The organism is Alistipes sp. Marseille-P5061 (assembly GCF_900290115.1).
GTDB lineage: Bacteria > Bacteroidota > Bacteroidia > Bacteroidales > Rikenellaceae > Alistipes > Alistipes excrementigallinarum.
Genome location: NZ_LT985748.1, coordinates 807,439 through 829,781 on the forward strand (window position 1 = coordinate 807,439; position 22,343 = coordinate 829,781).

The window sequence follows — 22,343 nt, forward strand, 5'->3', positions numbered from 1 at the left end:
GGACGGCACCGTGGAACGATTCGAAACAAAACAGAGATACCCGAACGATGAAAACGTTGAAAACGCTGAAAATCATGACGGGAGCGCTGCTGCTCGGGCTGGGCTCCTGCCAGACGACACCGCTCTACCTCGATGCGACGCAGAGCCCCGCGGCACGTGCCGCCGACCTGGTGCGCCGCATGAGCCTCGAAGAGAAGGTCGGACAGCTGCAGTGCCCCTACGGCTGGGAGACCTACGAACGCAGCGGCGACTCGGTGCTGTTGACCGACCGCTTCCGCGAGCTGGTCGACGAGCGCCACATCGGCATGCTGTGGGGCACCTTCCGCGCCGACCCCTGGACGCAGCGCAACCTCGAAACGGGCCTCTCGCCCCGCATGGGCGCCGAGCTGGCCAACCGCATGCAGCGCTACGCCATCGAGCACAGCCGCTGGGGCATCCCGCTCTTCCTGGCCGAGGAGGCGCCCCACGGATTCATGGCCATCGGTGCCACGGTCTTCCCCACGGCGCTGGGACAGGCCTCGACGTGGAATCCGGAGCTCATCCGCCGCATGGGCGGGGTCATCGCCTCGGAAATCCGCACGCAGGGAGCACACATCGCCTACGGACCGGTGCTCGACGTGGTGCGTGACCCGCGCTGGTCGCGTACCGAGGAGTCCTACGGCGAGGACCCGACGCTGACGGCCGCCATGGGGCGCGCCTTCGTCGAGGGACTCGGCTCGGCCGACCTGAGCGAACGGGAGCACGCCCTCTCGACGCTCAAGCACATCGCCGCCTACGGAGCCTCGGACGGAGGACAGAACGGCGGAGCGAACCTGCTCGGAGAGCGCGAGCTGCGCCGCACCTTCCTGCCGCCCGTCGAGGCGGCCGTGCGGGCGGGCGCCCGCTCGGTGATGACCGCCTACAGCTCCATCGACGGCGTGCCCTGCACGATGAACGACTACCTCCTCGGCGAGGTGCTCCGCGGCGAGTGGGGCTTTGACGGATTCGTCATCTCGGACCTCTTCAGCATCGAGGGGCTCTACCAGACGCACGGCGTGGCAACGTCGGTCGACGACGCGGCGCGCAAGGCGCTCACGGCGGGTGTCGATGCCGACCTCTGCGGCGAAGCCTACCTCACGCTCATCGAGTCGGTGCGCAAGGGGCTCGTCGACCCGGCGCTCATCGACCGGGCGGCCGAGCGGGTGCTGCGGCTCAAGTTCGAGATGGGGCTCTTCGAGAACCCTTATGTCGATGTCGACGGATGCACGTCGGGAAGCGACGCGCACCGGCAGACGACGCTCGAGGTGGCGCGCCAGTCCATCGTCCTGCTCGAGAACAACGGCATCCTGCCCCTCTCCACCGGGAAGGGAACGGTGGCCCTCATCGGCCCCAATGCCGACAACGTATACAACCAGCTGGGTGACTACACGGCCCAGCAGTCCGACAACGTGACGACGCTGCGCCGCGGCATCGAGCGGCTCATCGGCGCCGACCGCGTCCGCTACGTCCGCGGCTGCGCCATCCGCGACCTCTCGACGGCCGAAATCCAGCGTGCGGTCGACGCCGCACGCCGCTCAGATGTGGCCGTGGTGGTGGTCGGTGGCTCGAGTGCCCGCGACTTCGACACGGAGTACCTCGCCACGGGAGCCGCCGTGGCCTCGACGCGCAGCGTGAAGGACATGGAGTGCGGCGAGGGCAACGACCGCGCCTCGCTGGCGCTGCTCGGACGGCAGGAGGAGCTGCTGCGCGCCGTCGCACAGACAGGCAAGCCGATGGTGGTGGTCTACATCGAGGGACGTCCGCTCGACATGCGCTGGGCTTCGGAGCATGCCGATGCGCTGCTGACGGCCTGGTATCCGGGCGAGGCCGGAGGCGAGGCGCTGGCCGAGGTGCTCTTCGGGCAATACAACCCTGCGGGACGCCTTCCTGTCTCGATTCCCCGCACCGAGGGGCAGCTGCCCGTCCACTACAACAAGCTCGTGCCAGCCAACCACGACTACGTCGAGCTGGAGGCCACGCCGCTCTACCCCTTCGGATTCGGACGCAGCTACACGCGCTTCGAGTACGGCAATTTGGCCGTCGATTCGCTCGGCAGGAACGATTACCGCATCCGCTGCACGGTGCGCAACTGCGGCGAACGTGACGGCGAAGAGGTGGCACAGCTCTACATCCGCCATCTGGAGGCGCCGCTGGTACAGCCCCTGCGCGAGCTGAAGGCCTTCGAGCGCATCGCCATCCCGGCCGGTGAGGAGCGCGAGGTCGAGTTCCGCCTCACGCCGCGCGATCTGCAAATCATCGGCCGCGACTACCGCCCGATGAGCTATGAGGGGCGTGTACGCATCGAGGTAGGACCCTCGTCGGCCGAGCATCCACTCGTCGACACGCTCCGACGCCGCTGACGGGCCGCACCGGTTACCGCCGGTCACGGCCCTTCGGGGCCGGAGAGCCGGACGGGCAGAGGGGCAGACGGACAGACAGACAGACGGACAGACAGACCGGAAAACGACAAGCGGGAGATTCCACGAAGGAGTCTCCCGCTTGCCGCATGTTTAGGGGTGATTCCGTTGGGATTCGAACCCAAGACCCACAGCTTAGAAGGCTGTTGCTCTATCCAACTGAGCTACGGAACCATCGGCTCGCAGCGCGACAGGCGCACCGCTTGCGGGTGCAAATATACGAAATCTCGCCCGATTATAAATGAATTTGCGAGAAATTATACAAACCGAATGCAAATCGAGCCTCGCACAGAGGGCGGGTCACAGGGTTCCGACGACATTCCAGGGCCTTCCGTCGGAGACCGAACACCTCCATCGCCCGCCCGGCGCATGGTTACAGGCCGCAGGCCTCACGTGCCGCAAACCGGCCCTTCAGAAGGTTCCGCCCCCGGAAAAACGTACCGCACGAAAAAAGAGGCCCCGGGATGCGGCATAAACCGCATTCCGGGGTCTCATGCGTGAATCGTTCCGTCCGCACGTCAGGCGGACTTAGGCGGACGGCCTTCCGCTAACGTCTTTTGGCAGCACGCAGCGAGGGCACGGAGGCGTCCGAAGGCAGGCGGTCAACAGGCAGCGGACCCGTATATTTGCCCTTGACGGTATAACCGCCCACCATGGTAAAGTCGATGTCCACGGTCGCACTGGATGCATTGCCGGAGATGGTAAGCGTACCCGAGGTCACCGGACCGAACAGACGGTTCTCGTCCTCATCGTACTGCTGCACGTTCGTACCCGAAGGGAAGAATATCATGCCCATGATGGAACTTACGGAGCCGGGAGTCATCGTTCCGTCGGGACCGGCCTCCTCCTCCGAGGCAGCAATGGTATAGGTGCCCGGCTTGATGCTTCCGTCGCTTTCAAGCACGCTGTAGAGGTCTACATCCAGGATGTTGCCGGGATATACCGGATTGCCGCTGCCATCCTTCTCCATATCCATGAAGCGCAGGTCGATTGCGGAAACGCCCTCCTTGGTCTCAACCCAGTATGCATCAGCGCTGACCACATTCAGGTCGACATTCTCCTTGAGCTGCGGATAATCCACCTCGGGCTCGTCGCTGCCCGAATCGTCCATGAACTGAGCAGGACCGTTGTAGGTAATCCGATGCTTTTTGCCTTCGATGGTGGCAATCAGCTCGAAGCTGCAGTTCTCACCATCGTTTTTCACGGTGAGGACGGCCTCCGTATAGTCATGAGCGGTACCGCGTCCGGCTTCGTCCGTCGTCATCAGATAGCTGTAGTTGCTAGTAAACGTACCCGAAGCACAGGTCGACGCAAAATCCAACTTATAGGTTCCGTCGGGAACAACCGCAGCCGAAGGATCCTCCGAAAGTTCTCCGTAGAGGTCGATGCGGTAGTAGTTTCCGTTGGGCGACATCACGTCGTTGACCATGTCCTGGTCCATCAGATAGAACCAGTAGTTGCCCACGCCCGGCATATAATAGTCACCGTAGTAGATTCCGTAGAACTTGGGCATTTCGAGCTCCACATCGTACTCCGACCAACCATCGGTGTGCTGCACGACCTGAGCCGTGGCCGTCTCCGTACCATATCTCAGGATAATGGGGGTGGTACGCTCCTCCGCCTGGTCGTTGGGGTCAACCGTGAAGGTCACCTTGTTCGCTACCGAGCAATCGATATTGGAAATCCATTCGGCATCGCACGAAGCCTCCATGGATACTCCGTTTTTAGCATTCTCGACCGTGTATAAAATCTCACAGTCTCCGCCCTGGGCTTCAACGGAAACCGTCCTGGTCTGAATCAGGATTATCGGTTGTGATGCCTGCGGATTTTCTACCTCACCCGACTTGTTGCATGAGAACAACAAGGACACGGCCGCCAGAGCGGCAAAAACAGAGAAACGAGTCATAATTAGAAAATTTAGGGGTTAATGCATATCGAATGTAAACATTTTTTTTCATTTCAACAACTATCCTGTCATTTTACCGTAAAAATGAAAGAAAAATAGGGGTTTTTGAGCGAATAATTTTGCTGCGCGGAATTTTTTACCTACATTTGCACGCTAAAAAGCCCAAAGTGGGTGAGCGTTTCATTAATTTAATTTTATAGCAAATGGCTGTTAAAATTCGTCTGGCACGCCATGGCAAGAAGGGTTTCGCCTTCTACCACATCGTTGCCGCAGATAGCAGAGCGCCGCGTGACGGTAAATTCATCGAGAAGCTGGGTACCTACAACCCCAACACGAATCCTGCTACGATTGACCTGAACTTCGAGAAAGCTCTGGGTTGGTTACTCAAAGGCGCACAACCTACGGATACTTGTCGGGCAATTCTCTCGTACAAGGGCGTAATGTACAAGAAGCACCTGCTGGGCGGTGTCGCCAAGGGCGCTTTCACCGAGGCTGAGGCCGAGGCTCGTTTCAACAAGTGGCTTGAGGCCAAGGTCGGCAAGATTGAGGCCAAGAGCAACAAGCTCGCATCGGATGCCAAGTCGGCCCAGAAGGCCCGTCTGGCTGCCGAGACCAAGGTGAACGAGGAGCGCGCAAAGGCAATCGCCGAGAAGAAGGCTGCTGCCGAAGCCGCCGCCAAGGAGGCTGCCGAGGCTGCTGCTGCCGAGGCTCCCGCAGAGGGCGCCGAAGCTCCCGCAGAGGCCTAAAGGAGCAGGTTCTCTCTTTCGAAACGCCCGGTAACTCTCTTCGGAGACTTATCGGGTTTTTCGTTTCCGGCCGAGAGGGTCCCGCGCGGCACGCCGGGACTGACGGCCCCCTTCCTCACTCCAAAAACAGACAATCGACATGCTTGTTCCCGCCGGCAGAATCAACAAACTCTTCGGCTCCGAGGGCGGATTGATGCTCTCGCTCTATGCCGACTTTCCGGAGGAGTTCTCCCCGCAGACTACCCCACTCTTCGTCGAAATCGATGCACTCGACGTGCCGCTCTGGTGCGACCGCTTCGAGCGGCGCGGCATCTCGGGCGCCGTCGCCACGTTCGCCGACTTCGACACGGAGCGCCGCGCATCGGAGCTCGTCGGCCGCGAGTTCCGCATCGAGAGCGGCGAGCGGGAGGACGACGAGTTCTACCTCGAAGACCTCATCGGCTTCCGCGTCGAGGGCATCGAGACGCGCCACGAGGCCGAGCCGCTCCACTTCGAGGGACGGCTGACCGACTACTACGACAGCGAGGCCAACCCGCTCTTCGAACTGGAGACGGGCGGACGGCGCCTGCTGGTCCCCGCCGTCGAGGAGTTCATCGCCCACATCGACTTCGAGCGGCGGTGCGTGAAGCTCGTGCTGCCCGAGGGGATGACCGACCTCTGAAGCGCAGACGGCGGGTCGGAAGACGCAGTGCGGGGCAGACGGCCGAGGCCGTCCGCCCCGCCTGCGTTTCGGGTTGTTGAATATTTTTCGTAAATTCGCCGCAAGGATTTTCAAAACAGCTCCGCATGAAACGATACCTCCTTCTGCTTGCATCCGCCCTGCTGCTGGGCAGCTGCTCTACGCCCGAGCCCGAGGGCGAGGCGCTCATCGTCGAACGCATCCGCATGGTGCAGCAGCTGCGCGCCGAGGCGGGCCGCAGCTGGCCCGCGCTGCTCCGTCCCGAATACGACGTGCCGCTGCTCTACTACACCGATTCGGTCTGCTACGCGGTGAACCCGACGCAGCACTTCCTCGGGCGGATGGCGTGCCGGCCGATGCACGAGGAGAAGGGGTTGAACATCCGCAAGTGCGCCCGCCCCGATTCGCTCCCCTTCCACATGCAGGCGATTATGTCGTTCGACGATTCGACCCGCTTCGACTACCGCTCGCCCGTCCTGCTCTGCAGCTCGCCCGAGACCACGGCGCAGTTCGTCACAGGGACCGACTCCGACGAGGCGTGGGCCCTCATGGCGCTCCACGAATACACCCACGGCTTCCAGCTGCTGCACCCCGCTTTCCTGGCCGAGTTCGAGCAATACTGCCTCACCTTCCCGCAGGGCCCCTTCCGCCGGCTCTACCAGGGCGTGGACTGGCAGCGCCGCCTCATCGACCGTGAGAACGAGGCGCTCAAGGGAGCGCTGGCAGCCGCCGACGTTGCGCAGCGCGACTCCTGCATCCGCCTCTTCCTCGACACGCGTGCCGACCGCCGCGCCCGCATGCTCCACTACAACGGCGAGACGATGACCTCGGCCGAACGGCTCTACGAGATGATGGAGGGTTCGGCCCGCTACGTAGATGCCCAGACGGGGCTCCGCCTGGGCATCTACGACATGCAGAAGGACACCTGGCTGTACGACCCCGCGCGCACGCCCTACTATTATTATGCTACGGGCTACAACCTCATGCGGGTGCTCATGCTGCTCGGGGCCGACACCTCGCGCCTCTTCACCGAACCGGGGCTCGGACTGGGCGAGCTGCTGGCCGAAACCTTCGAAACACAAACGCAGAAGCAATGAAACAGGTAGTCATCGGACTCTCGGGCGGCGTCGATTCGTCGGTGGCCGCCTACCTGCTCAAGCAGCAGGGATACGACGTGGTGGGGCTCTTCATGATTAACTGGCACGACACCACGGGAACGCTCGAGGGCGACTGCCCGTGGCACGACGACCGCCTCTTCGCCGAGCTGGTCGCACGCCGGCTCGACATTCCGCTCCACATCACGGACCTCTCGGCCGAGTACCGCCGCCGCGTGGTCGACTACATGTTCGCGGAGTACGAACGGGGACGCACGCCCAATCCCGACGTGCTCTGCAACCGCGAAATCAAGTTCGACGTCTTCATGAAGGAGGCCTTCCGCCTGGGGGCCGACTACGTCGCCACGGGCCACTACTGCCGCAAGGCGGAGGAGCTGCGGCCGGACGGCGGCACGACGTGGCGGCTGCTTGCGGGCAGCGACCCGGGCAAGGACCAGAGCTACTTCCTCTGCCAGCTCTCGCAGGAGCAGCTGCGCCCGGCGCTCTTCCCCGTGGGCGGGCTGCTCAAGTCCGAGGTGCGGCGCATCGCCGCCGAGCAGGGGCTCGCCACCGCCAAGCGCAAGGATTCGCAGGGCATCTGCTTCGTGGGCAAGGTCGACCTGCCGCTCTTCCTCCAGCAGAAGCTGGCTGCACGGCGGGGCAACGTCCACGAGATTCTCGCCACGTGGCCCAAATATGCACAGCGGCCTCCGCTCCCCGAACCCGGCTGCGAACCCACGACCGCGCAGCTGGCCGCACTGGCCGAGCCGTGGCACTACACCGTGCGCGATGGCAAGAAAATCGGCGAGCACAACGGCGCCCACTTCTACACCATCGGCCAGCGCAAGGGGCTCGGCATCGGCGGCCGCCGCGAGTCGCTCTTCATCCTGGCTACCGACGTGGAGCAGAACGTCATCTATGTCGGCGAGGGCGACGCCCACCCGGGCCTCTACCGTCGTGCGCTGCGCATCCGTCCCGAGGAGATGCACTGGGTCAACCCCACGCGGGAGCTCGCACCAGGCGGCAGCCGCCGCTTCCAGGTGCGGATACGCTACCGCCAGCCGCTGCAGCAGGCCACCCTCTACGTGCGCGACGAAGGGGGCTTCATCCTCTTCGACGAGCCGCAGCGGGGCATCACCCCCGGGCAGTTCGCCGCCTGGTACGACGGCGAGGAGCTCGTCGGCTCGGGCGTCATCGACCGTTAGGAGCCCCCGGACCGCGCACTCCTCAAAAAGCAACCGCCGCATGAAGTTCCGCACCGAAATAGAGCCCTTCACCCTCGGCACCGACATCGACTACCGAAGCCGGCTGCTGGCCCTCGGTTCGTGCTTTGCCGAGCACATTGCGGCGCGGCTCTCCCGCGCCCGGTTCCGCATCGAGGCCAACCCGACGGGCATCCTCTTCAACCCCGCCTCCATCGTCCGGACGCTCGAGCGCCTGTGGCACGCCGAGCCGGTCCGCCGCGAGGAGCTGCACCGCTCGCGCGAGGGGGTGTGGTTCCACTACGACTTCCACGGCTCGCTCTCGCGCACGGAGGCCGACGAGGCCCTCGACGCCATGAACGAGGCGGTGCGGCGCGGCGCCGAAGCGCTGCACGGGGCCGACACGCTGCTGCTCACCTTCGGTACGGCGTGGGTCTACGACCACGAGGGGCGGCCGGTGGCCAACTGCCACCGCCAGCCCGCCGCGGAGTTTCACCGCCGCCGGATGACGGTCGAGGAGATTGTCGCCCCGTTTGCGCGGCTGCTCGAGGGGGAGCTTGCGGCAAAGCGCCTCATCGTGAGCGTGAGCCCCGTGCGCCACGCGGGCGACGGGCTGGTGGAAAATTCGCTCAGCAAGGCGACGCTGCGGCTGGCCGCCGCAGCGCTCGAGGAGCGCTTTGCGGAGCGAGTCCGCTATTTCCCCGCCTACGAGATGCTCGTCGACGACCTGCGCGACTACCGCTTCTACGCCGAAGACCTGGTCCACCCCTCGCCGCAGGCCGTCGAATATGTCTGGGAGCACTTCACGCAGGCGGCCCTCTCGGAGCGGGCCCGGAGGCTGCTGCCCGAGGTCGAGCGGATTGTCCGCGCCTCGGAGCACCGCATGCAGCACCCCCGCAGCGAGGCGTGCCGCGCCTTCTGCCGGCAGCAGCTCACCGCCATCGAGGCGCTCCCCGAGGTCGATTTCACCGCCGAACGGGCATATTTCTCACGCTTTTTGAAATAAAAAACGTAAATTTGCCGTTCGGTTTCCACCTCATTACGCAATGAAACGACTCATCATCCTGCTCGCCGCATCGCTCCTGACCGCCACGCAGCTCCACGCGGCCGCACGCCCCCGTCTGATTGTCCAGATTGTCGTGGGCTCGATGCGCGCCGAGGAGCTCGACCGCTACGCCGCCAACTTCTGCAACGACGGCTTTCTGCGCCTGCGCCGCGGAGGCACCGAATACCTCGACAGCCGCTACGAATACCAGCAGACGACGACCCCCGTCTCGCTCGCCACGCTCACCACGGGGGCCATGCCCTCGACGCACGGCGTCATCGGGACCCGCTGGCAGAACTATACCGAGAACCGCACGGTACGCCTGCTCGACGGACGGCAGGGGTGCGGCCCCTACAACCTCATCGCCCCGACGCTGGCCCAGACCATGGAGCAGCAGCTCGAGGGGAGCCGCCAGGTATCCATCGCCGCCGAGGCCACGTCGGCCGTCGTGATGGCAGGCAAGGGGGGCGAGGCCTTCTGGCTCGACTCGCTCTCCTGCGGCTGGAGCTCGTCGACCTACTACGAACCCATCCTCCCGGCATGGATTGAGCGCAGCAACCGCGAAGGGTTCAACCGCTCCTACCTCGACGCCACGTGGCGCACGCTCCTCTCGCCCGACGACTACGTCAACACGCGCAGCTTCGACATCGAACTGTCGGGTGCTCAGCGCGGCAAGGAGCGCATCCGCAGGGCGGGCCAGGGCCCCGAGCTGCGCACCGACCTCGACCGCATGCTCTACTCGCCGGCGGGCAACACCGCCGTGCTGGGCTTCGCCAAGCAGGCCATCGCCCAGTTCCGCCTCGGCGCCGACGAGACACCCGACCTGCTGAACATCTGCCTCGACGCATCGCGCCGCATCACCGAGGCCTACGGCCCCGAATCCATCGAGGCCGAGGACATGTACTACCGGCTGGACCGCGACCTGGCCGACTTCCTGACCTTCCTCTTCGCCCAGGTCAAGGATGGCAACGTCACGGTGGTCCTCACCTCGGACCACGGAACGAGCCCCTCGTATGACGCAGGTCCGGAGCCGCTCGAGCGCTTCAACACGCGGCAGTTCGAGGTCATCGTCAACAGCTTTCTCAACGCCCGCTACGGGTCGGGCGACTGGCTGCTCGCCTACGAGGACCAGTGCATCTATCTGAACCACAACCTCGTCTACGAACGGGGGCTCAACCTCTCCGAGGTGCAGAACGAGGTGGCCATCTTCGCCATGCAGTTCCGCGGCGTGTCGCACGCCCTCTCGGCCACCGCCATGCGGACGAGCTACTTCGGCAGCGGCTATGCGCAGCGCATGCAGAACAGCTTCTACCCCCGCCGCTCGGGCGACGTCATCCTCAACCTGATGCCCGGATGGATTGAGGAGCGCGACCGCTGCCGCTCGGCCTCGGGTTCGATGTACGGCTACGACACCCACGTGCCGCTGCTCTTCTACGGAACGGGCGCCGGGATGATGCGCATAAAGCGCCGCATCGACATGACCTGCGTGGCACCGACGCTGGCCCGGTTGTTGGAAATTACGGAACCGGCCGCCTCCGAGGGCGGAATCCTTCCGGAAATCGTCGATTTGTAAATCTACCGTTTATGACCATGGACAAGATACAGGAGGAAATCATCGAGGAGTTCGCCGTATTCGACGACTGGCTCGACAAGTACGATTACCTGATTTCGCTGAGCGATTCGCTTCCGGCCATCGCTCCCGAACACCGCACCGACCAGTACCTGATTCAGGGGTGCCAGTCGCGCGTGTGGATTGACGCCCGCTACGAGGGGGGCAAGGTGTGGTTCACGGCCGACAGCGACGCCATCATCACCAAGGGCATCATCGCGCTGCTCATCCGCGTGCTCAACGGCCGCACGCCCCGCGAAATCCTCGACACGGAGCTCTACTTCATCGACGCCATCGGACTGAGCGCCAACCTCTCGCCCACCCGCTCGAACGGACTGCTGGCGATGGTCAAGCAGATGCGGCTCTACGCGCTGGCCTTCGACGCCCGCGAACACGAACAGCACCGGGAGCCCGATGCGCGGTAGTTTTTCCCTCATCAAATTCGCACATACGTCATGACACCCGAAGAGATTCTCAAGGTTGAAAAGGAAATCGTCCTTACGCTCAAGAACATATACGACCCCGAAATCCCGGTGAACATCTACGACCTGGGGCTGGTCTACGAAATCGACTACACGCCCGACGGCGTGGCCAACATCCGCATGACGCTCACGGCGCCCAACTGCCCGATGGCCGACATGCTCGTCGAGGATGTCAACATCCAGGTGGGCAAGGTGCCGGGGGTGAAGTCGGTGAACGTGATTCTGACGTTCGACCCCGTCTGGGACAAGAGCATGATGTCCGAGGAGGCGCTGCTCGAACTCAACATGCTCTGAGCCATGGCACGCACCGAGCGTGAAGAGCGGATGCTCAACCGGCTGCAGGCCGGGGCCCGCAACCTGAGCTGCGGAGTACATCTGGAGGCCCTCTCGCCGCTGCAGCGCAACGAACTCTACACGACGCTGCTCTTCGACCGTCTGCAGCGCAAGATGCGCACCGTGACGGAGCTGTGGGAGGAGGCGACCCGCAACTGGAACCAGACCTTCTACCTGATGTACTTCCGCACGCTGGGCGACCGGACCAACCAGGCCGTCTACCTCGAACTCGCCCGCCGGGTCCCCTACCGCATCGTGCTGCGCGAGCGGCTGGCGCCCCACGCCGTCGAGGCGATGCTGCTGGGCTGCTCGGGGCTGCTCGACCTCTACCGCGACGACAGCTATACGCTCGACCTGCGCCGCTCGTTCGAATATCTGGCGGCCAAATACTCGCTTGAACGGCTCGACGCCCAAGCATGGGAGCTGGCCGGCATCCGTCCGGCGAACCACCCCGTGCTGCGGCTGGCCCAGGCGGCCGAGTTCTTCACGCAGGACGAATTCATCATGCAGCGCGCCATGGAGTGCTGCAACGAAAACGACGTGCGGCGGCTCTTCCGCGTCGAGGCGTCGGAATACTGGCGCACACACTACATCCCCGGCGCCGCCAGCCTCGATACGCCCAAGCGGCTGGGCAACTTCAAGGCCAACATCATCGGCATCAATCTGGTCGCCGTGCTGCAATACGCCTACGGCAGCTACACGGGACACGAGGCGCTGCGCGACCGCTCGCTCACGCTGCTCGAACGGCTCGAGGCGGAGGACAACCGCTACATCCGCGCCTGGCTCAACAGCTGCGCGCCGGCACCCGCCAACGCCTTCGAGACGCAGGCGCTGCTGCAGCTGGCCACCGAATACTGCGCCGAACGCCGCTGCACAGAGTGTCCGCTGGGCCGCCGGCTGCTGCAACGCGCTGCCGAAACACACTGATACACACCCCCGCATGAAACGTCTGCCCGGCTGCCTGCTCCTTCTGCTGCTTGCCCTCTGCGTCGCGACCGCCCGGGCACAGCGGCAACCGGCGCTGGGTATCGCCTTCTACGACCTCGACGGACTCTACGACACCATCCCCGCACTCTTCTACGACGACTCGGACCATACGCCCCGGGGCCGGCTGGCCTGGGACTCGGAGCGCTACCGCCGCAAGATAGCCCATACGGCCGCCGTCATCGACTCGATGGGGCTGCCCCTCGTGGCGCTCTACGGCGTGGAGAACGAGGCGGTCGTGCGCGACCTTTCGGCCGCCTGCCGGGGCGACTACAGCTATCTGCACAGCACGATGAACGCCTTCGACGGTCTGGACTTCGCGCTGCTCTACTACGGCGACCTCTTCCGTCCGCTCGATGTGGAGCAGGGGCGCGACTACCTCTGCATCGAGGGCGTCCTGCGCAGCGACACCCTCGCCCTGGTGCTGAGCTGCGACTACCGGATGGCCCGCTGGGCGGTACGGGAACTGCGGCACGACCGGCCAGGGCTGCGGCTGCTCGTGGCCGGACGGACACCCCACCGCGACGCCGCACGGCTGGGTCTCGGCGACCTGCTGCGCCGCGCCGAACGCGCCGGACGCGGCAACGTACGCTACCCCAACGGCAGCTGGCACATGCGCGACCGCATCCTCGCCGACACGGCGTTCGAGGTCTGCGGCGCGGACGTCTACGCCCGCCCCTTCCTCTTCGACGAGCGGGGCATCGGGCCGCTTCCCACCTACCGGCGGGAGAAGTACCTCGGAGGTTTCGGTTTTTCCCTGCCAATTTTCATTTATAGCTGAATTCAACTTGCAAATGCAACAGAATTCTGATTAATAATTTGTTTAAATTTTTCGTTTGGCGTGAGGTATCCAAGTCTTTTACGAGGTCGATTATTGAGTTTATTTTCAATCCACTTAATCTGTTTGTTGGTTACTTCACTAAAGTCCTTACCCTTTGGGATATACTGCCTGATAAGCCCGTTGGTGTTTTCATTGGCACCACGTTCCCATGAGTGGTATGGTTTGCAAAAATAGAATTTTATTTCCAATTTTTGCGCAATTTCCTCGTGCTTTGCAAACTCCTTTCCATTGTCAGCCGTAATTGTGTGTATTAAGTTTTTCACTTTCCGCAGTGCCCATACTGCAATCTTAGCTACCGGGATGGCTTCTTTTCCCGACAACTTGCGTATCCAGACCCTGCTTGTTGCTCTGTCGTTAATGGTAAGAATGGCACCTTTGTGGTTCTTACCAATAATTGTATCTATCTCTAAATCACCAAATCTCTCCTTCAGTTCCACTATCTCGGGACGCTCATCAATATCCACCCTGCCTGGGATAAATCCTCGCCCTGCATTTTTAGAACCACGTTTGGCATACCTGCGACCTTGTCTGCGAAGATATTTGTGCAGTTTGCCACCCCGCCGCTTATCCTCCCAAATCCAGCGATATATCGTTTCGTGAGATACCATCGCAATTCCCTCCAAGCGGCTCCTGCCGACAATCTGCTCCGGGCTGAATCCTTTCTTCAACAGCTTTATTATCCGTTTTCTCATTGCCGGTGTAAGCACTTCCTTGCGATGTTTTTGCTGCTTGCGCCTGTCTGCTTTTCGCTGGGCAAGCTCCATGCTATAGCTACCACTTCGGGCGTCGCAATTGCGCTTTATCTCCCTGTAAACAGTGCTTTTATCTACTCCGATAGCTTCCGCTATTGCTTTTTTGCTCATCGGTATTTGCAACATCATAGAAATTGCATACCTTTGTTCCTCGGTTATATGTTTGCTCATCTGCAACTTTTTTTTCTTTGGACGGACAATTAAAGCAAAGATAGCAAACTTTATCCATTCAGAGTGAGAGAAAGGGGGACATTGTCTCTCTTTCCTCTCTGAAAAATAAATGTTTTTATTGCTTATTATCCGCACCCAAAAAGTTGCATTTATAAGTTGAACTCAAGATATTCGCTGAGCAGTTGGAGAAATCGAAATAATTCACTATATTCGCGCTTCCGAAGCGAAAGTTGGAGAGAGAATTGCGGCGTGTGATACATGACCGCAATTTTTCGGCTATGGGTATTCCCCGAAACGAAAATTTTTATTAACTTTACGAGAAGGAACAAAATTTCAAAACTAATCATATTTCAAAACAACACTACTACTATGGCAGACGTTAAACGTGTCTATACCTTCGGCAACAAGGAGGCCGAAGGAAACGGCAAAATGCGCGAACTGCTCGGCGGCAAGGGTGCCAACCTCGCCGAGATGAACCTCATTGGCATTCCCGTTCCTCCCGGATTCACCATCACCACGGAGGTCTGCACCGAATACTACGCCCACGGCAAGCAGGCGGTCATCGACCTGCTGCGTCCCGACGTGGAGAAGGCCATCCAGAACATCGAGCGGCTGACCGACCGCAAGTTCGGCGACAAGGACAAACCGCTGCTCGTCTCGGTACGCTCGGGCGCACGCGCCTCGATGCCCGGCATGATGGACACGATTCTCAACCTCGGCATGAACGACCAGGCCGTCGAGGCCGTCTCGAAGCTCTCGGGCAACCCCCGCTTCGCATGGGACTCCTACCGCCGCTTCGTCCAGATGTACGGCGACGTGGTGCTGGGCATGAAGCCCGCATCGAAGGAGGACCACGACCCCTTCGAGGAGATTATCGACGCCAAGAAGAAGCAGCGCGGCGTGAAGAACGACACCGAGCTGACGACCGACGACCTGAAGGAGCTGGTCAAGGAGTTCAAGGCCGCCGTCAAGAAGCAGACCGGCGAGCACTTCCCGACCAATCCGTGGGACCAGCTCTGGGGAGCCATCTGCGCCGTCTTCGGCTCGTGGATGAACGAGCGCGCCATCCTCTACCGCAAGCTCAACAACATCCCCGCCGAGTGGGGTACGGCCGTATCGGTACAGGCCATGGTATTCGGCAACATGGGCAACAACTCGGCTACGGGCGTGGCCTTCTCGCGCGACGCCGCAACGGGTGAGAACATCTTCAACGGCGAGTACCTCATCAACGCCCAGGGCGAGGATGTGGTGGCCGGCATCCGCACCCCGCAGCAGATTACCATCGAGGGTTCGAAGCGCTGGGCCAAGGCTCAGAACATCTCCGAGGAGGAGCGCAAGAGCAAGTATCCTTCGCTCGAGGAGGTGATGCCCGACGTATACAAGGAGCTCAACGAAATCCAGCACCACCTGGAGCAGTACTTCACCGACATGCAGGACATCGAGTTCACGATTCAGGACGGCAAGCTCTGGATGCTGCAGTGCCGCAACGGCAAGCGCACGGGTGCCGCCATGGTGAAGATTGCCATGGACATGCTGCGCGAGGGGCTCATCGACGAGAAGACCGCCGTGCTGCGCTGCGAGCCCGCAAAGCTCGACGAGCTGCTCCACCCGGTATTCGACAAGACGGCCATCGCTTCGGCGCAGGTCATCACCAAGGGTCTGCCCGCATCGCCCGGCGCCGCCACGGGTCCCGTGGTCTTCTTCGCCGAGGATGCCGAGAAGATTTTCGCCAAGACGGGCCAGAAGGCCGTGCTCGTACGCATCGAGACCTCGCCCGAGGACCTCAAGGGCATGCTCGACGCCGCAGGTATCCTGACGGCACGCGGCGGCATGACCTCGCACGCCGCCGTCGTTGCCCGCGGTATGGGCAAGTGCTGCGTGTCGGGTGCCGGCGAGCTGCAGATTGACTACAAGGCCCGCACCATCCAGGTCAACGGCTTCACCGTCAAGGAGGGCGACTGGATTTCGCTCAACGGCTCGACGGGCGAGGTATACCTGGGCCAGGTTGCCACGAAGGCCGCCGACCTGAGCGGCGACTTCGGCAAACTGATGGAGCTGGCTTCGAAATACGCCGTGCTGAAGGTGCGCGCCAACGCCGACACGCCGAAGGATGCCGCCCAGGCATTCGAGTTCGGCGCCGAGGGCATCGGCCTCTGCCGCACGGAGCACATGTTCTTCGAGGGCGACCGCATCAAGGCCATCCGCGAGATGATTCTGGCCGACGACGAGGCCGGCCGCCGCGTGGCGCTCTCCAAGCTGCTGCCCATGCAGCGCGGTGACTTCGAGGGGCTGTTCAAGGTCATGAAGGGATATCCCGTGACGGTCCGCCTGCTCGACCCCCCTCTGCACGAGTTCGTGCCCCACGATGAGAAGGGCCAGCGCGAGATGGCCAAGGAGATGGGCGTATCGCTCAAGAAGATTGTCGACAAGGTGGAGTCGCTGGCCGAGTTCAACCCGATGCTGGGACACCGCGGCTGCCGTCTGGGCAACACCTATCCCGAAATCACCGAGATGCAGACCCGTGCCATCATCGAGGCTGCGATGAACGTCCGCGCGATGGGTATTCCGGTACACGTCGAGATTATGGTTCCGCTGGTGGGCAACCACAAGGAGCTCCGCTACCAGAAGAACATCATCGACAAGACGGCCGAGCAGGTATTCTCGGAGCGCAACGACCGCATCGAGTACATGGTCGGTACGATGATTGAGGTGCCGCGCGCCGCCGTGACGGCCAACCAGATTGCCGAGGTTGCCGAGTTCTTCTCGTTCGGTACGAACGACCTGACGCAGATGACGCTCGGATTCTCGCGCGACGATATCGGCAAGTTCCTGCCCATCTACCTCGAGAAGGGCATCCTGAAGAACGACCCGTTCCAGATTCTGGACCGCAACGGCGTGGGCCAGCTCATCCGCGAGGCCGTCTTCAAGGGCCGCGGCACGCGTCCGAACCTCAAGTGCGGTATCTGCGGCGAGCATGGCGGCGAGCCCTCGTCGGTGGAGTTCTGCCACTATGCCGGTCTGAACTACGTCAGCTGCTCGCCCTTCCGCGTGCCCATCGCACGTCTGGCCGCAGCCCACGCAGCGCTCAACGAAAAGTAACATCCGCGCCGAGGGGGGGGGCAACGCGAATGCCTCCGCCCGGCCGACAACCGAAAAGCCCCTGCATCCTTCGATGCGGGGGCTTTTTTGCATGCGCTCCTCCCCGCGACCGCGGATGAGGCCGCAGATGGGGCCGCGGCGGGTAACGTGCACTCCGACAGGGGAGACGGGAAAACCGACAGCCGTCACCGGGCCCCGTCTGCAAGGAAGAGGCCGCCGCGTTTCCCGTTCGGCACGCTTCGTGCGGGGATACACCCGGGCGAGGTACAGCTCCGGGGCCGATGGAGCGAATCACCGGTTGGTCGGGAAAAAAGAGCTGTTCGTTGAAATTTTTTGGCCCGAGGAGAGAATATCGCTATATTTGAACTGGCAAGCAATACAAAAAAAGCATCACAACCATGAAAAAAATCATTCTTGCTATCGCCATCATGCTGTGCTCGACCTCGATAGCGTCGGCACAGGATGCCGGGAAGTGGGCCATTGTCCCCAAAATGAGCATCTACACGAACGTCGGCGACGCCGTAGTCGGTCTGGGCGCATCGGGCCGCTACAGCATTACGGACAACTGGCGCATCGAGCCCGCCATTGCGGCGCTGCTCCACCGCGACTGTTCGATTGACGTCAGCTGCGACGCACAATACCTCTTCCACATCGGCGACGCCTGGGCCATCTACCCCTCGGTCGGCCTCACGACCAACGACATCGGCAAGTGGGCCGTCGGTCTGAATGTGGGAGGCGGCTTCGACTTCCGCGTCGCCAACAACTGGGACATCACGGCCGGGCTCAAATGGCAGCCCATGTTCGACGACCGACGTACCAATCCGGTTGTCATCATGGTAGGCGGCGCCTACCGATTCTGAGAAACCGGGACCCGGTCTCCGGATACGAAAAAGGCTCTTCTGCTATGCAGAAGAGCCTCTATTTTGGTCTGTCCGGTTCCGGACGATGAGATGAGCCTTGTAAAGGTCCGATGCGCCGGAAGAGGCGGAATTACGACCGAAAGGCAAGAGCACATTCCGTCTTGCTTGCTCCCTGAGCCGAATGGCTATCCCGGGTCGCACCGAAGACCGGCACCGCTCCTCCCCCGGTTCCACCCGGGTTCTGGTTCGCCCGGTTCTGGTTTGCCCAGTTCTGTTCGCCCCGGCCTCGGTTCGCCCGACCCCGTTTCGCCCCGGCTCCGCACTGCTCCGCGCCCCGTATACCCTACTGAGCCTCGTTGCAGCGAATCATCTCGAAGATGCGGAAGCCGACCGGTGCGTAACTCCGCCATGCGCGGCGCTTGACCCCGTACCTCAGGGCACGACCGCCCGAGTAGAGCGTCACGTCGGCCTCGGCTTCGGGGTCGAAGAAGCGGTAGAAGGGGGCCACATCCGTCGAGAGCGAGTAGCGATGGACCCACATGCGCCGCTCCGGCTCGATGTAGAGCCGCTCGACACGACCCGCAATCCGCGTCGTGCCCGAGCGGAAGCAGACCGAATCGGCCGGCAGGGGCTCGGCCATGCGGTAGGTGAAGTTGAGCGTCGCCCGGCCGTCGCGCCCCGTCTTATAGGTGATGTCGAAGGTCAAATCGCCCGACCCCTCCCGCTCGAAGAGCGTCACGGGGAAGGTGTGGTAGATGGTGCCGTCCGCCTCGTGGCGCGCCACATAGCGGTCACGAATCTCCTGCGCCCGCAGCTGCTGCACCGAGCAGACAGCCGTCAGCAGCAGGACCGCCGTCAGCAGCGCACGCCTAATCACCGTAGACAATGACCGTGTAAATCGTATAGACGCCCACGTAGGACTTCGCCTGGTAGTCGACGTGGTGGATGCGCGTGATGCCGGCATCGCGCGCCGCCGTCTGGATGCTGGCATCGCCCAGCGCCACCAGACCCACGTATCCCTTCACCTCGGCCGTGCCGACCTTGCTCGAACCGGCATTGCCCGTAACGGCCAGACCGTCCTTCACATCGGTATAGATGCCGCCTACGACCGGCGACTTGACGCACCCGGCGCATGCCAGCGCCACGAATGCTGCAGCCAGAAACTTCTTCATCACTTACTTGGTTTTATAGGCGCAACGGTACTTGCCCTTGGCCAGATTCAACAGTTTTCCCTTGAGCAGCTGACGGCGCAGCGGCGAGACGCGGTCGGTGAAGACCGTTCCCTCGATGTGGTCGTACTCGTGCTGGATGACCCACGCCTTGAGCCCCGTGAACTCCTCGTCGTGCTCGACGAAGTCGGTATCGAGGTAGCGCATGCGAATCGAGAGCGAACGCGTCACGTCGGCGTAGAGCCCCGGGAAGGAGAGGCAGCCCTCGTTGTAGCTCTTCTTCTCGTCGGAGTATTCGTAGATTTCGGCATTGACGAAGGCCCGCCTGTAGTCGGCGCACGAGGGGTCCTCTTCGGCCCACGGCGTGCAGTCGACGATGAAGAAGCGGATGTCCTTGCCGATTTGCGGAGCGGCAAGGCCCACGCCGCCGGCCTCCTCGAGCGTGAGGAACATGTCCTTCTCGAGCTGCTTCACGTCGAGCGTTCCGGGCTCGAGCGGGGTGCAGTGCTTGCGCAGCACCTCGTCGCCATAGATAACAATCGGATAAATCATCGGTTGAATTCCATATAACTTTGCAAAATAATCGTGGCGGAGATTTTGTCCACCAGCGCCTTGTTGCGGCGCGCCATGCGGCCGATGCCGCTTTCGAGCATCGTGCGGTGCGCCATCACCGAGGTGAAGCGCTCGTCGTGGAAGCAGACCTCCTTGTCGGGATAGGCCCGGCGCAGACGGGCCGCCAGCGGCTCGACGTAGCGCCACGTCTCCGACGGCGTGCCGTCCATCTGCAGCGGCTTGCCCAGGACGATGGTCGAGACATCCTCACGCGCGAAGTAGTCAGCCAGCCACCGTTCGAGCTCCTTCGTCTCGACGGTCACCAGCCCCCCGGCGATGATGCGCAGCGGGTCGCTCACGGCTATTCCCGTGCGCCGCGTCCCGTAGTCTATGGCCATGATGCGTCCCATGCCTGCTCAGAGGTTAAGGTCCGACCCGGGATTGAGCCACCCCGCAGCGAGGAGCAGCCCGCCGAGGAGCATGCCCAGCAGGAAACAGACGAGCACCACGAGCCACAGGCGCCGACGCCGCTTTGCCGCGAGGTTTGCCTCCATCTGCTACAGGTTCTGCTTGCGGAAGAGCTTGCGGTAGGAGCACTCCTCCTCGACCATCTGGTGGAGCCGGTCGATGGCGATGCGCTCCTGCTGCATCGTATCGCGGTGACGGACCGTCACGGTGTTGTCCTCGAGCGTCTGACCGTCGACGGTGACGCAGAAGGGGGTGCCGATGGCATCCTGACGGCGGTAGCGCTTGCCGACCGAATCCTTCTCGTCGTAGACCACGTTAAAGTCGTACTTGAGCAGGTCGACAATCTTCTGAGCCACTTCGGGCATGCCGTCCTTCTTCACCAGCGGCAGGATGGCCACCTTGACGGGAGCCAGCGCGGCAGGCAGGCGCAGCACCACGCGCGAATCGCCGCCCTCGAGCTTCTCCTCGGTATAGGCGGCCGACATCACCTGCAGGAACATGCGGTCGACGCCAATCGAGGTCTCGACCACGTAGGGCACGTAGCTCTCGCCCGTCTCGGGGTCGAAGTACTGCATCTTCTTGCCCGAGAACTTCTGGTGGTTGCCCAGGTCGAAGTCCGTACGCGAGTGGATGCCCTCCACCTCCTTGAAGCCGAAGGGGAAGTTGTACTCGATATCGGTGGCCGCATTGGCGTAGTGGGCCAGCTTCTCATGGTCATGGAAGCGGTAGTTATCGTCGCCGAAGCCCAGCGCGCGGTGCCATGCCATACGCGTGTTGCGCCACTCGTTCCACCACTGCATCTCGGTGCCGGGGCGTACGAAGAACTGCATCTCCATCTGCTCGAACTCGCGCATGCGGAAGATGAACTGACGGGCCACGATTTCGTTGCGGAAGGCCTTGCCAATCTGGGCAATGCCGAAGGGAATCTTCATGCGGCCGGTCTTCTGGACGTTGAGGAAGTTGACGAAGATGCCCTGTGCCGTCTCGGGACGCAGGTAGATGGTCGACGTGGCGTCCGACGTGGAGCCCATCTGCGTCGAGAACATCAGGTTGAACTGACGCACCTCGGTCCAGTTGCGGGTACCCGAGATGGGGCAGGCGATTTCGCAGTCGAGGATAATCTGGCGCATCTCCGCAAGGTCGTTGGCATTCTGCGCCGCAACGAAGCGGCGGTGAATCTCGTCGCGACGGGCCGACGTCTCCGCCACGCGGGGCGACGTCTGGCGGTACTTCGCCTCGTCGAACGACTCGCCGAAGCGCTTGCGGGCCTTCTCGACCTCCTTCTCGATTTTCTCATCCTGCTTGGCCAGCCAATCCTCGATGAGCACGTCGGCGCGGTAGCGCTTCTTCGAGTCGCGGTTGTCGATGAGCGGGTCGTTGAAGGCGCTCAGGTGACCCGAAGCCTCCCACGTTTTGGGGTGCATGAAAATCGCCGCGTCGATGCCGACGATGTTCTCGTGGAGCTTGACCATCGAGTCCCACCAGTAGCGTTTGATATTGTTTTTCAGCTCGACGCCGTTCTGGCCGTAATCGTAGACAGCTCCCAGACCGTCGTAGATTTCGCTCGACGGAAATACGAATCCGTACTCCTTGCAGTGAGCGACCAGCTTCTTGAAAAGTTCCTCCTGAGTCATAGTATTTTGATTTTACCTGATTTCCGAACTACAAAAGTACAAAATTAACGAGAAACCGCACCCTCTGCGGCGATTAATTTGCGATTTTGCGAAAATGTGGCGGGCGCCAACGCTACGAACGGCAAAATTGAGGGGGGGGGCGGGTGACCGGGATTGACAGGCCCGTCGGAGCGGAGGGGCAATCATACGGTACAGGCAGGCCGTGCGGGGTGCGAGAGGTACGAGGTGCAGGGTGCAGGGTGCGGGGTGCAGGGTGCAGGGTGCAGGGTGCGGGGTGTGGGG

21 protein-coding genes and 1 tRNA gene are annotated in these 22,343 nt (G+C 62.3%); 13 read left to right on the plus strand and 9 right to left on the minus strand.

Features of this window, described 5'->3' with window-relative positions; all coding sequences use genetic code 11:
* The first annotated feature begins 47 nt into the window (after positions 1–47).
* The gene (locus C8267_RS03205) at positions 48–2,378 is read left to right on the plus strand and encodes a glycoside hydrolase family 3 N-terminal domain-containing protein (protein WP_234025671.1); all 2,331 of its coding nucleotides are present in this window, start codon (positions 48–50) and stop codon (positions 2,376–2,378) included.
* Between the two features lie 157 nt (positions 2,379–2,535).
* On the opposite strand, the gene C8267_RS03210 is transcribed toward C8267_RS03205, so the two are convergent.
* Positions 2,536–2,609, minus strand: a tRNA-Arg gene (locus tag C8267_RS03210).
* Between the two features lie 373 nt (positions 2,610–2,982).
* Positions 2,983–4,146, minus strand: a complete 1,164-nt coding sequence (locus tag C8267_RS03215; protein ID WP_087361139.1) for a BACON domain-containing protein — start codon at positions 4,144–4,146, stop codon at positions 2,983–2,985.
* Between the two features lie 398 nt (positions 4,147–4,544).
* On the opposite strand from C8267_RS03215, the gene C8267_RS03220 reads away from it, so the two are divergent.
* From C8267_RS03220 to C8267_RS03265, 10 genes are all read left to right on the plus strand, one after another.
* Positions 4,545–5,087 (plus strand): 30S ribosomal protein S16, encoded by a 543-nt coding sequence (locus tag C8267_RS03220; protein ID WP_106633596.1) that lies wholly within the window; start codon positions 4,545–4,547, stop codon positions 5,085–5,087.
* Positions 5,088–5,226: 139 nt separating this feature from the next.
* The gene (locus tag C8267_RS03225; RefSeq protein ID WP_199792064.1) at positions 5,227–5,748 is read left to right on the plus strand and encodes a ribosome maturation factor RimM; all 522 of its coding nucleotides are present in this window, start codon (positions 5,227–5,229) and stop codon (positions 5,746–5,748) included.
* A 125-nt stretch (positions 5,749–5,873) separates the two neighbouring features.
* The gene (locus C8267_RS03230; protein WP_106633597.1) at positions 5,874–6,863 is read left to right on the plus strand and encodes a hypothetical protein; all 990 of its coding nucleotides are present in this window, start codon (positions 5,874–5,876) and stop codon (positions 6,861–6,863) included.
* The gene (mnmA, locus tag C8267_RS03235; RefSeq protein ID WP_106633598.1) at positions 6,860–8,065 is read left to right on the plus strand and encodes a tRNA 2-thiouridine(34) synthase MnmA; all 1,206 of its coding nucleotides are present in this window, start codon (positions 6,860–6,862) and stop codon (positions 8,063–8,065) included. Before C8267_RS03230 ends, mnmA begins: the two co-directional genes overlap by 4 nt.
* Before the next feature lie 40 nt (positions 8,066–8,105).
* Positions 8,106–9,068 (plus strand): GSCFA domain-containing protein, encoded by a 963-nt coding sequence (locus C8267_RS03240; protein ID WP_106633599.1) that lies wholly within the window; start codon positions 8,106–8,108, stop codon positions 9,066–9,068.
* Positions 9,069–9,108: 40 nt separating this feature from the next.
* Complete coding sequence (locus tag C8267_RS03245; protein WP_106633600.1) at positions 9,109–10,680, plus strand: alkaline phosphatase family protein; 1,572 nt, start codon at positions 9,109–9,111, stop codon at positions 10,678–10,680.
* Positions 10,681–10,697: 17 nt separating this feature from the next.
* On the plus strand, positions 10,698–11,141 hold the full coding sequence (locus tag C8267_RS03250) for a SufE family protein (protein WP_087361292.1): 444 nt from the start codon (positions 10,698–10,700) through the stop codon (positions 11,139–11,141).
* Positions 11,142–11,171: 30 nt separating this feature from the next.
* Positions 11,172–11,492, plus strand: coding sequence for a metal-sulfur cluster assembly factor (locus tag C8267_RS03255; protein WP_087361151.1), 321 nt, complete (start codon positions 11,172–11,174; stop codon positions 11,490–11,492).
* Between the two features lie 3 nt (positions 11,493–11,495).
* Entirely contained in the window at positions 11,496–12,458 is a 963-nt protein-coding gene (locus C8267_RS03260; protein WP_106633601.1) for a DUF2851 family protein, read from the plus strand.
* 13 nt (positions 12,459–12,471) lie between these two features.
* Complete coding sequence (locus tag C8267_RS03265; protein ID WP_106633602.1) at positions 12,472–13,296, plus strand: endonuclease/exonuclease/phosphatase family protein; 825 nt, start codon at positions 12,472–12,474, stop codon at positions 13,294–13,296.
* A gap of 2 nt (positions 13,297–13,298) precedes the next feature.
* On the opposite strand, the gene C8267_RS03270 is transcribed toward C8267_RS03265, so the two are convergent.
* On the minus strand, positions 13,299–14,279 hold the full coding sequence (locus tag C8267_RS03270; protein WP_005794072.1) for an IS30-like element IS4351 family transposase: 981 nt from the start codon (positions 14,277–14,279) through the stop codon (positions 13,299–13,301).
* Positions 14,280–14,648: 369 nt separating this feature from the next.
* On the opposite strand from C8267_RS03270, the gene ppdK reads away from it, so the two are divergent.
* Both ppdK and C8267_RS03280 read left to right on the plus strand, forming a co-directional pair.
* The gene (ppdK, locus tag C8267_RS03275) at positions 14,649–17,378 is read left to right on the plus strand and encodes a pyruvate, phosphate dikinase (protein WP_106633603.1); all 2,730 of its coding nucleotides are present in this window, start codon (positions 14,649–14,651) and stop codon (positions 17,376–17,378) included.
* A 398-nt stretch (positions 17,379–17,776) separates the two neighbouring features.
* Positions 17,777–18,238, plus strand: coding sequence for an outer membrane beta-barrel protein (locus C8267_RS03280; RefSeq protein ID WP_106633604.1), 462 nt, complete (start codon positions 17,777–17,779; stop codon positions 18,236–18,238).
* A gap of 343 nt (positions 18,239–18,581) precedes the next feature.
* On the opposite strand, the gene C8267_RS03285 is transcribed toward C8267_RS03280, so the two are convergent.
* Genes C8267_RS03285 through C8267_RS03305 form a run of 6 tightly spaced genes read right to left on the minus strand, consistent with a single transcriptional unit; the run spans position 18,582 to position 22,061 of the window.
* Positions 18,582–19,115: a hypothetical protein gene (locus C8267_RS03285; protein WP_234025686.1), complete on the minus strand. Its 534-nt coding sequence runs from the start codon at positions 19,113–19,115 to the stop codon at positions 18,582–18,584.
* Positions 19,108–19,410, minus strand: coding sequence for a TRL-like family protein (locus tag C8267_RS03290; protein WP_087361160.1), 303 nt, complete (start codon positions 19,408–19,410; stop codon positions 19,108–19,110). Before C8267_RS03290 ends, C8267_RS03285 begins: the two co-directional genes overlap by 8 nt.
* Positions 19,411–19,413: 3 nt before the next feature.
* A complete protein-coding gene (gene def / locus C8267_RS03295) occupies positions 19,414–19,959 on the minus strand; it encodes a peptide deformylase (RefSeq protein ID WP_087361162.1) in 546 nt (181 codons plus the stop codon).
* Positions 19,956–20,369 (minus strand): Holliday junction resolvase RuvX, encoded by a 414-nt coding sequence (gene ruvX / locus C8267_RS03300; RefSeq protein WP_087361164.1) that lies wholly within the window; start codon positions 20,367–20,369, stop codon positions 19,956–19,958. Before ruvX ends, def begins: the two co-directional genes overlap by 4 nt.
* Positions 20,370–20,375: 6 nt before the next feature.
* Positions 20,376–20,513, minus strand: coding sequence for a hypothetical protein (locus C8267_RS10830; protein WP_158699680.1), 138 nt, complete (start codon positions 20,511–20,513; stop codon positions 20,376–20,378).
* Between the two features lie 3 nt (positions 20,514–20,516).
* Positions 20,517–22,061, minus strand: a complete 1,545-nt coding sequence (locus C8267_RS03305) for a glycine--tRNA ligase (RefSeq protein WP_106633605.1) — start codon at positions 22,059–22,061, stop codon at positions 20,517–20,519.
* Positions 22,062–22,343 lie beyond the last annotated feature (282 nt).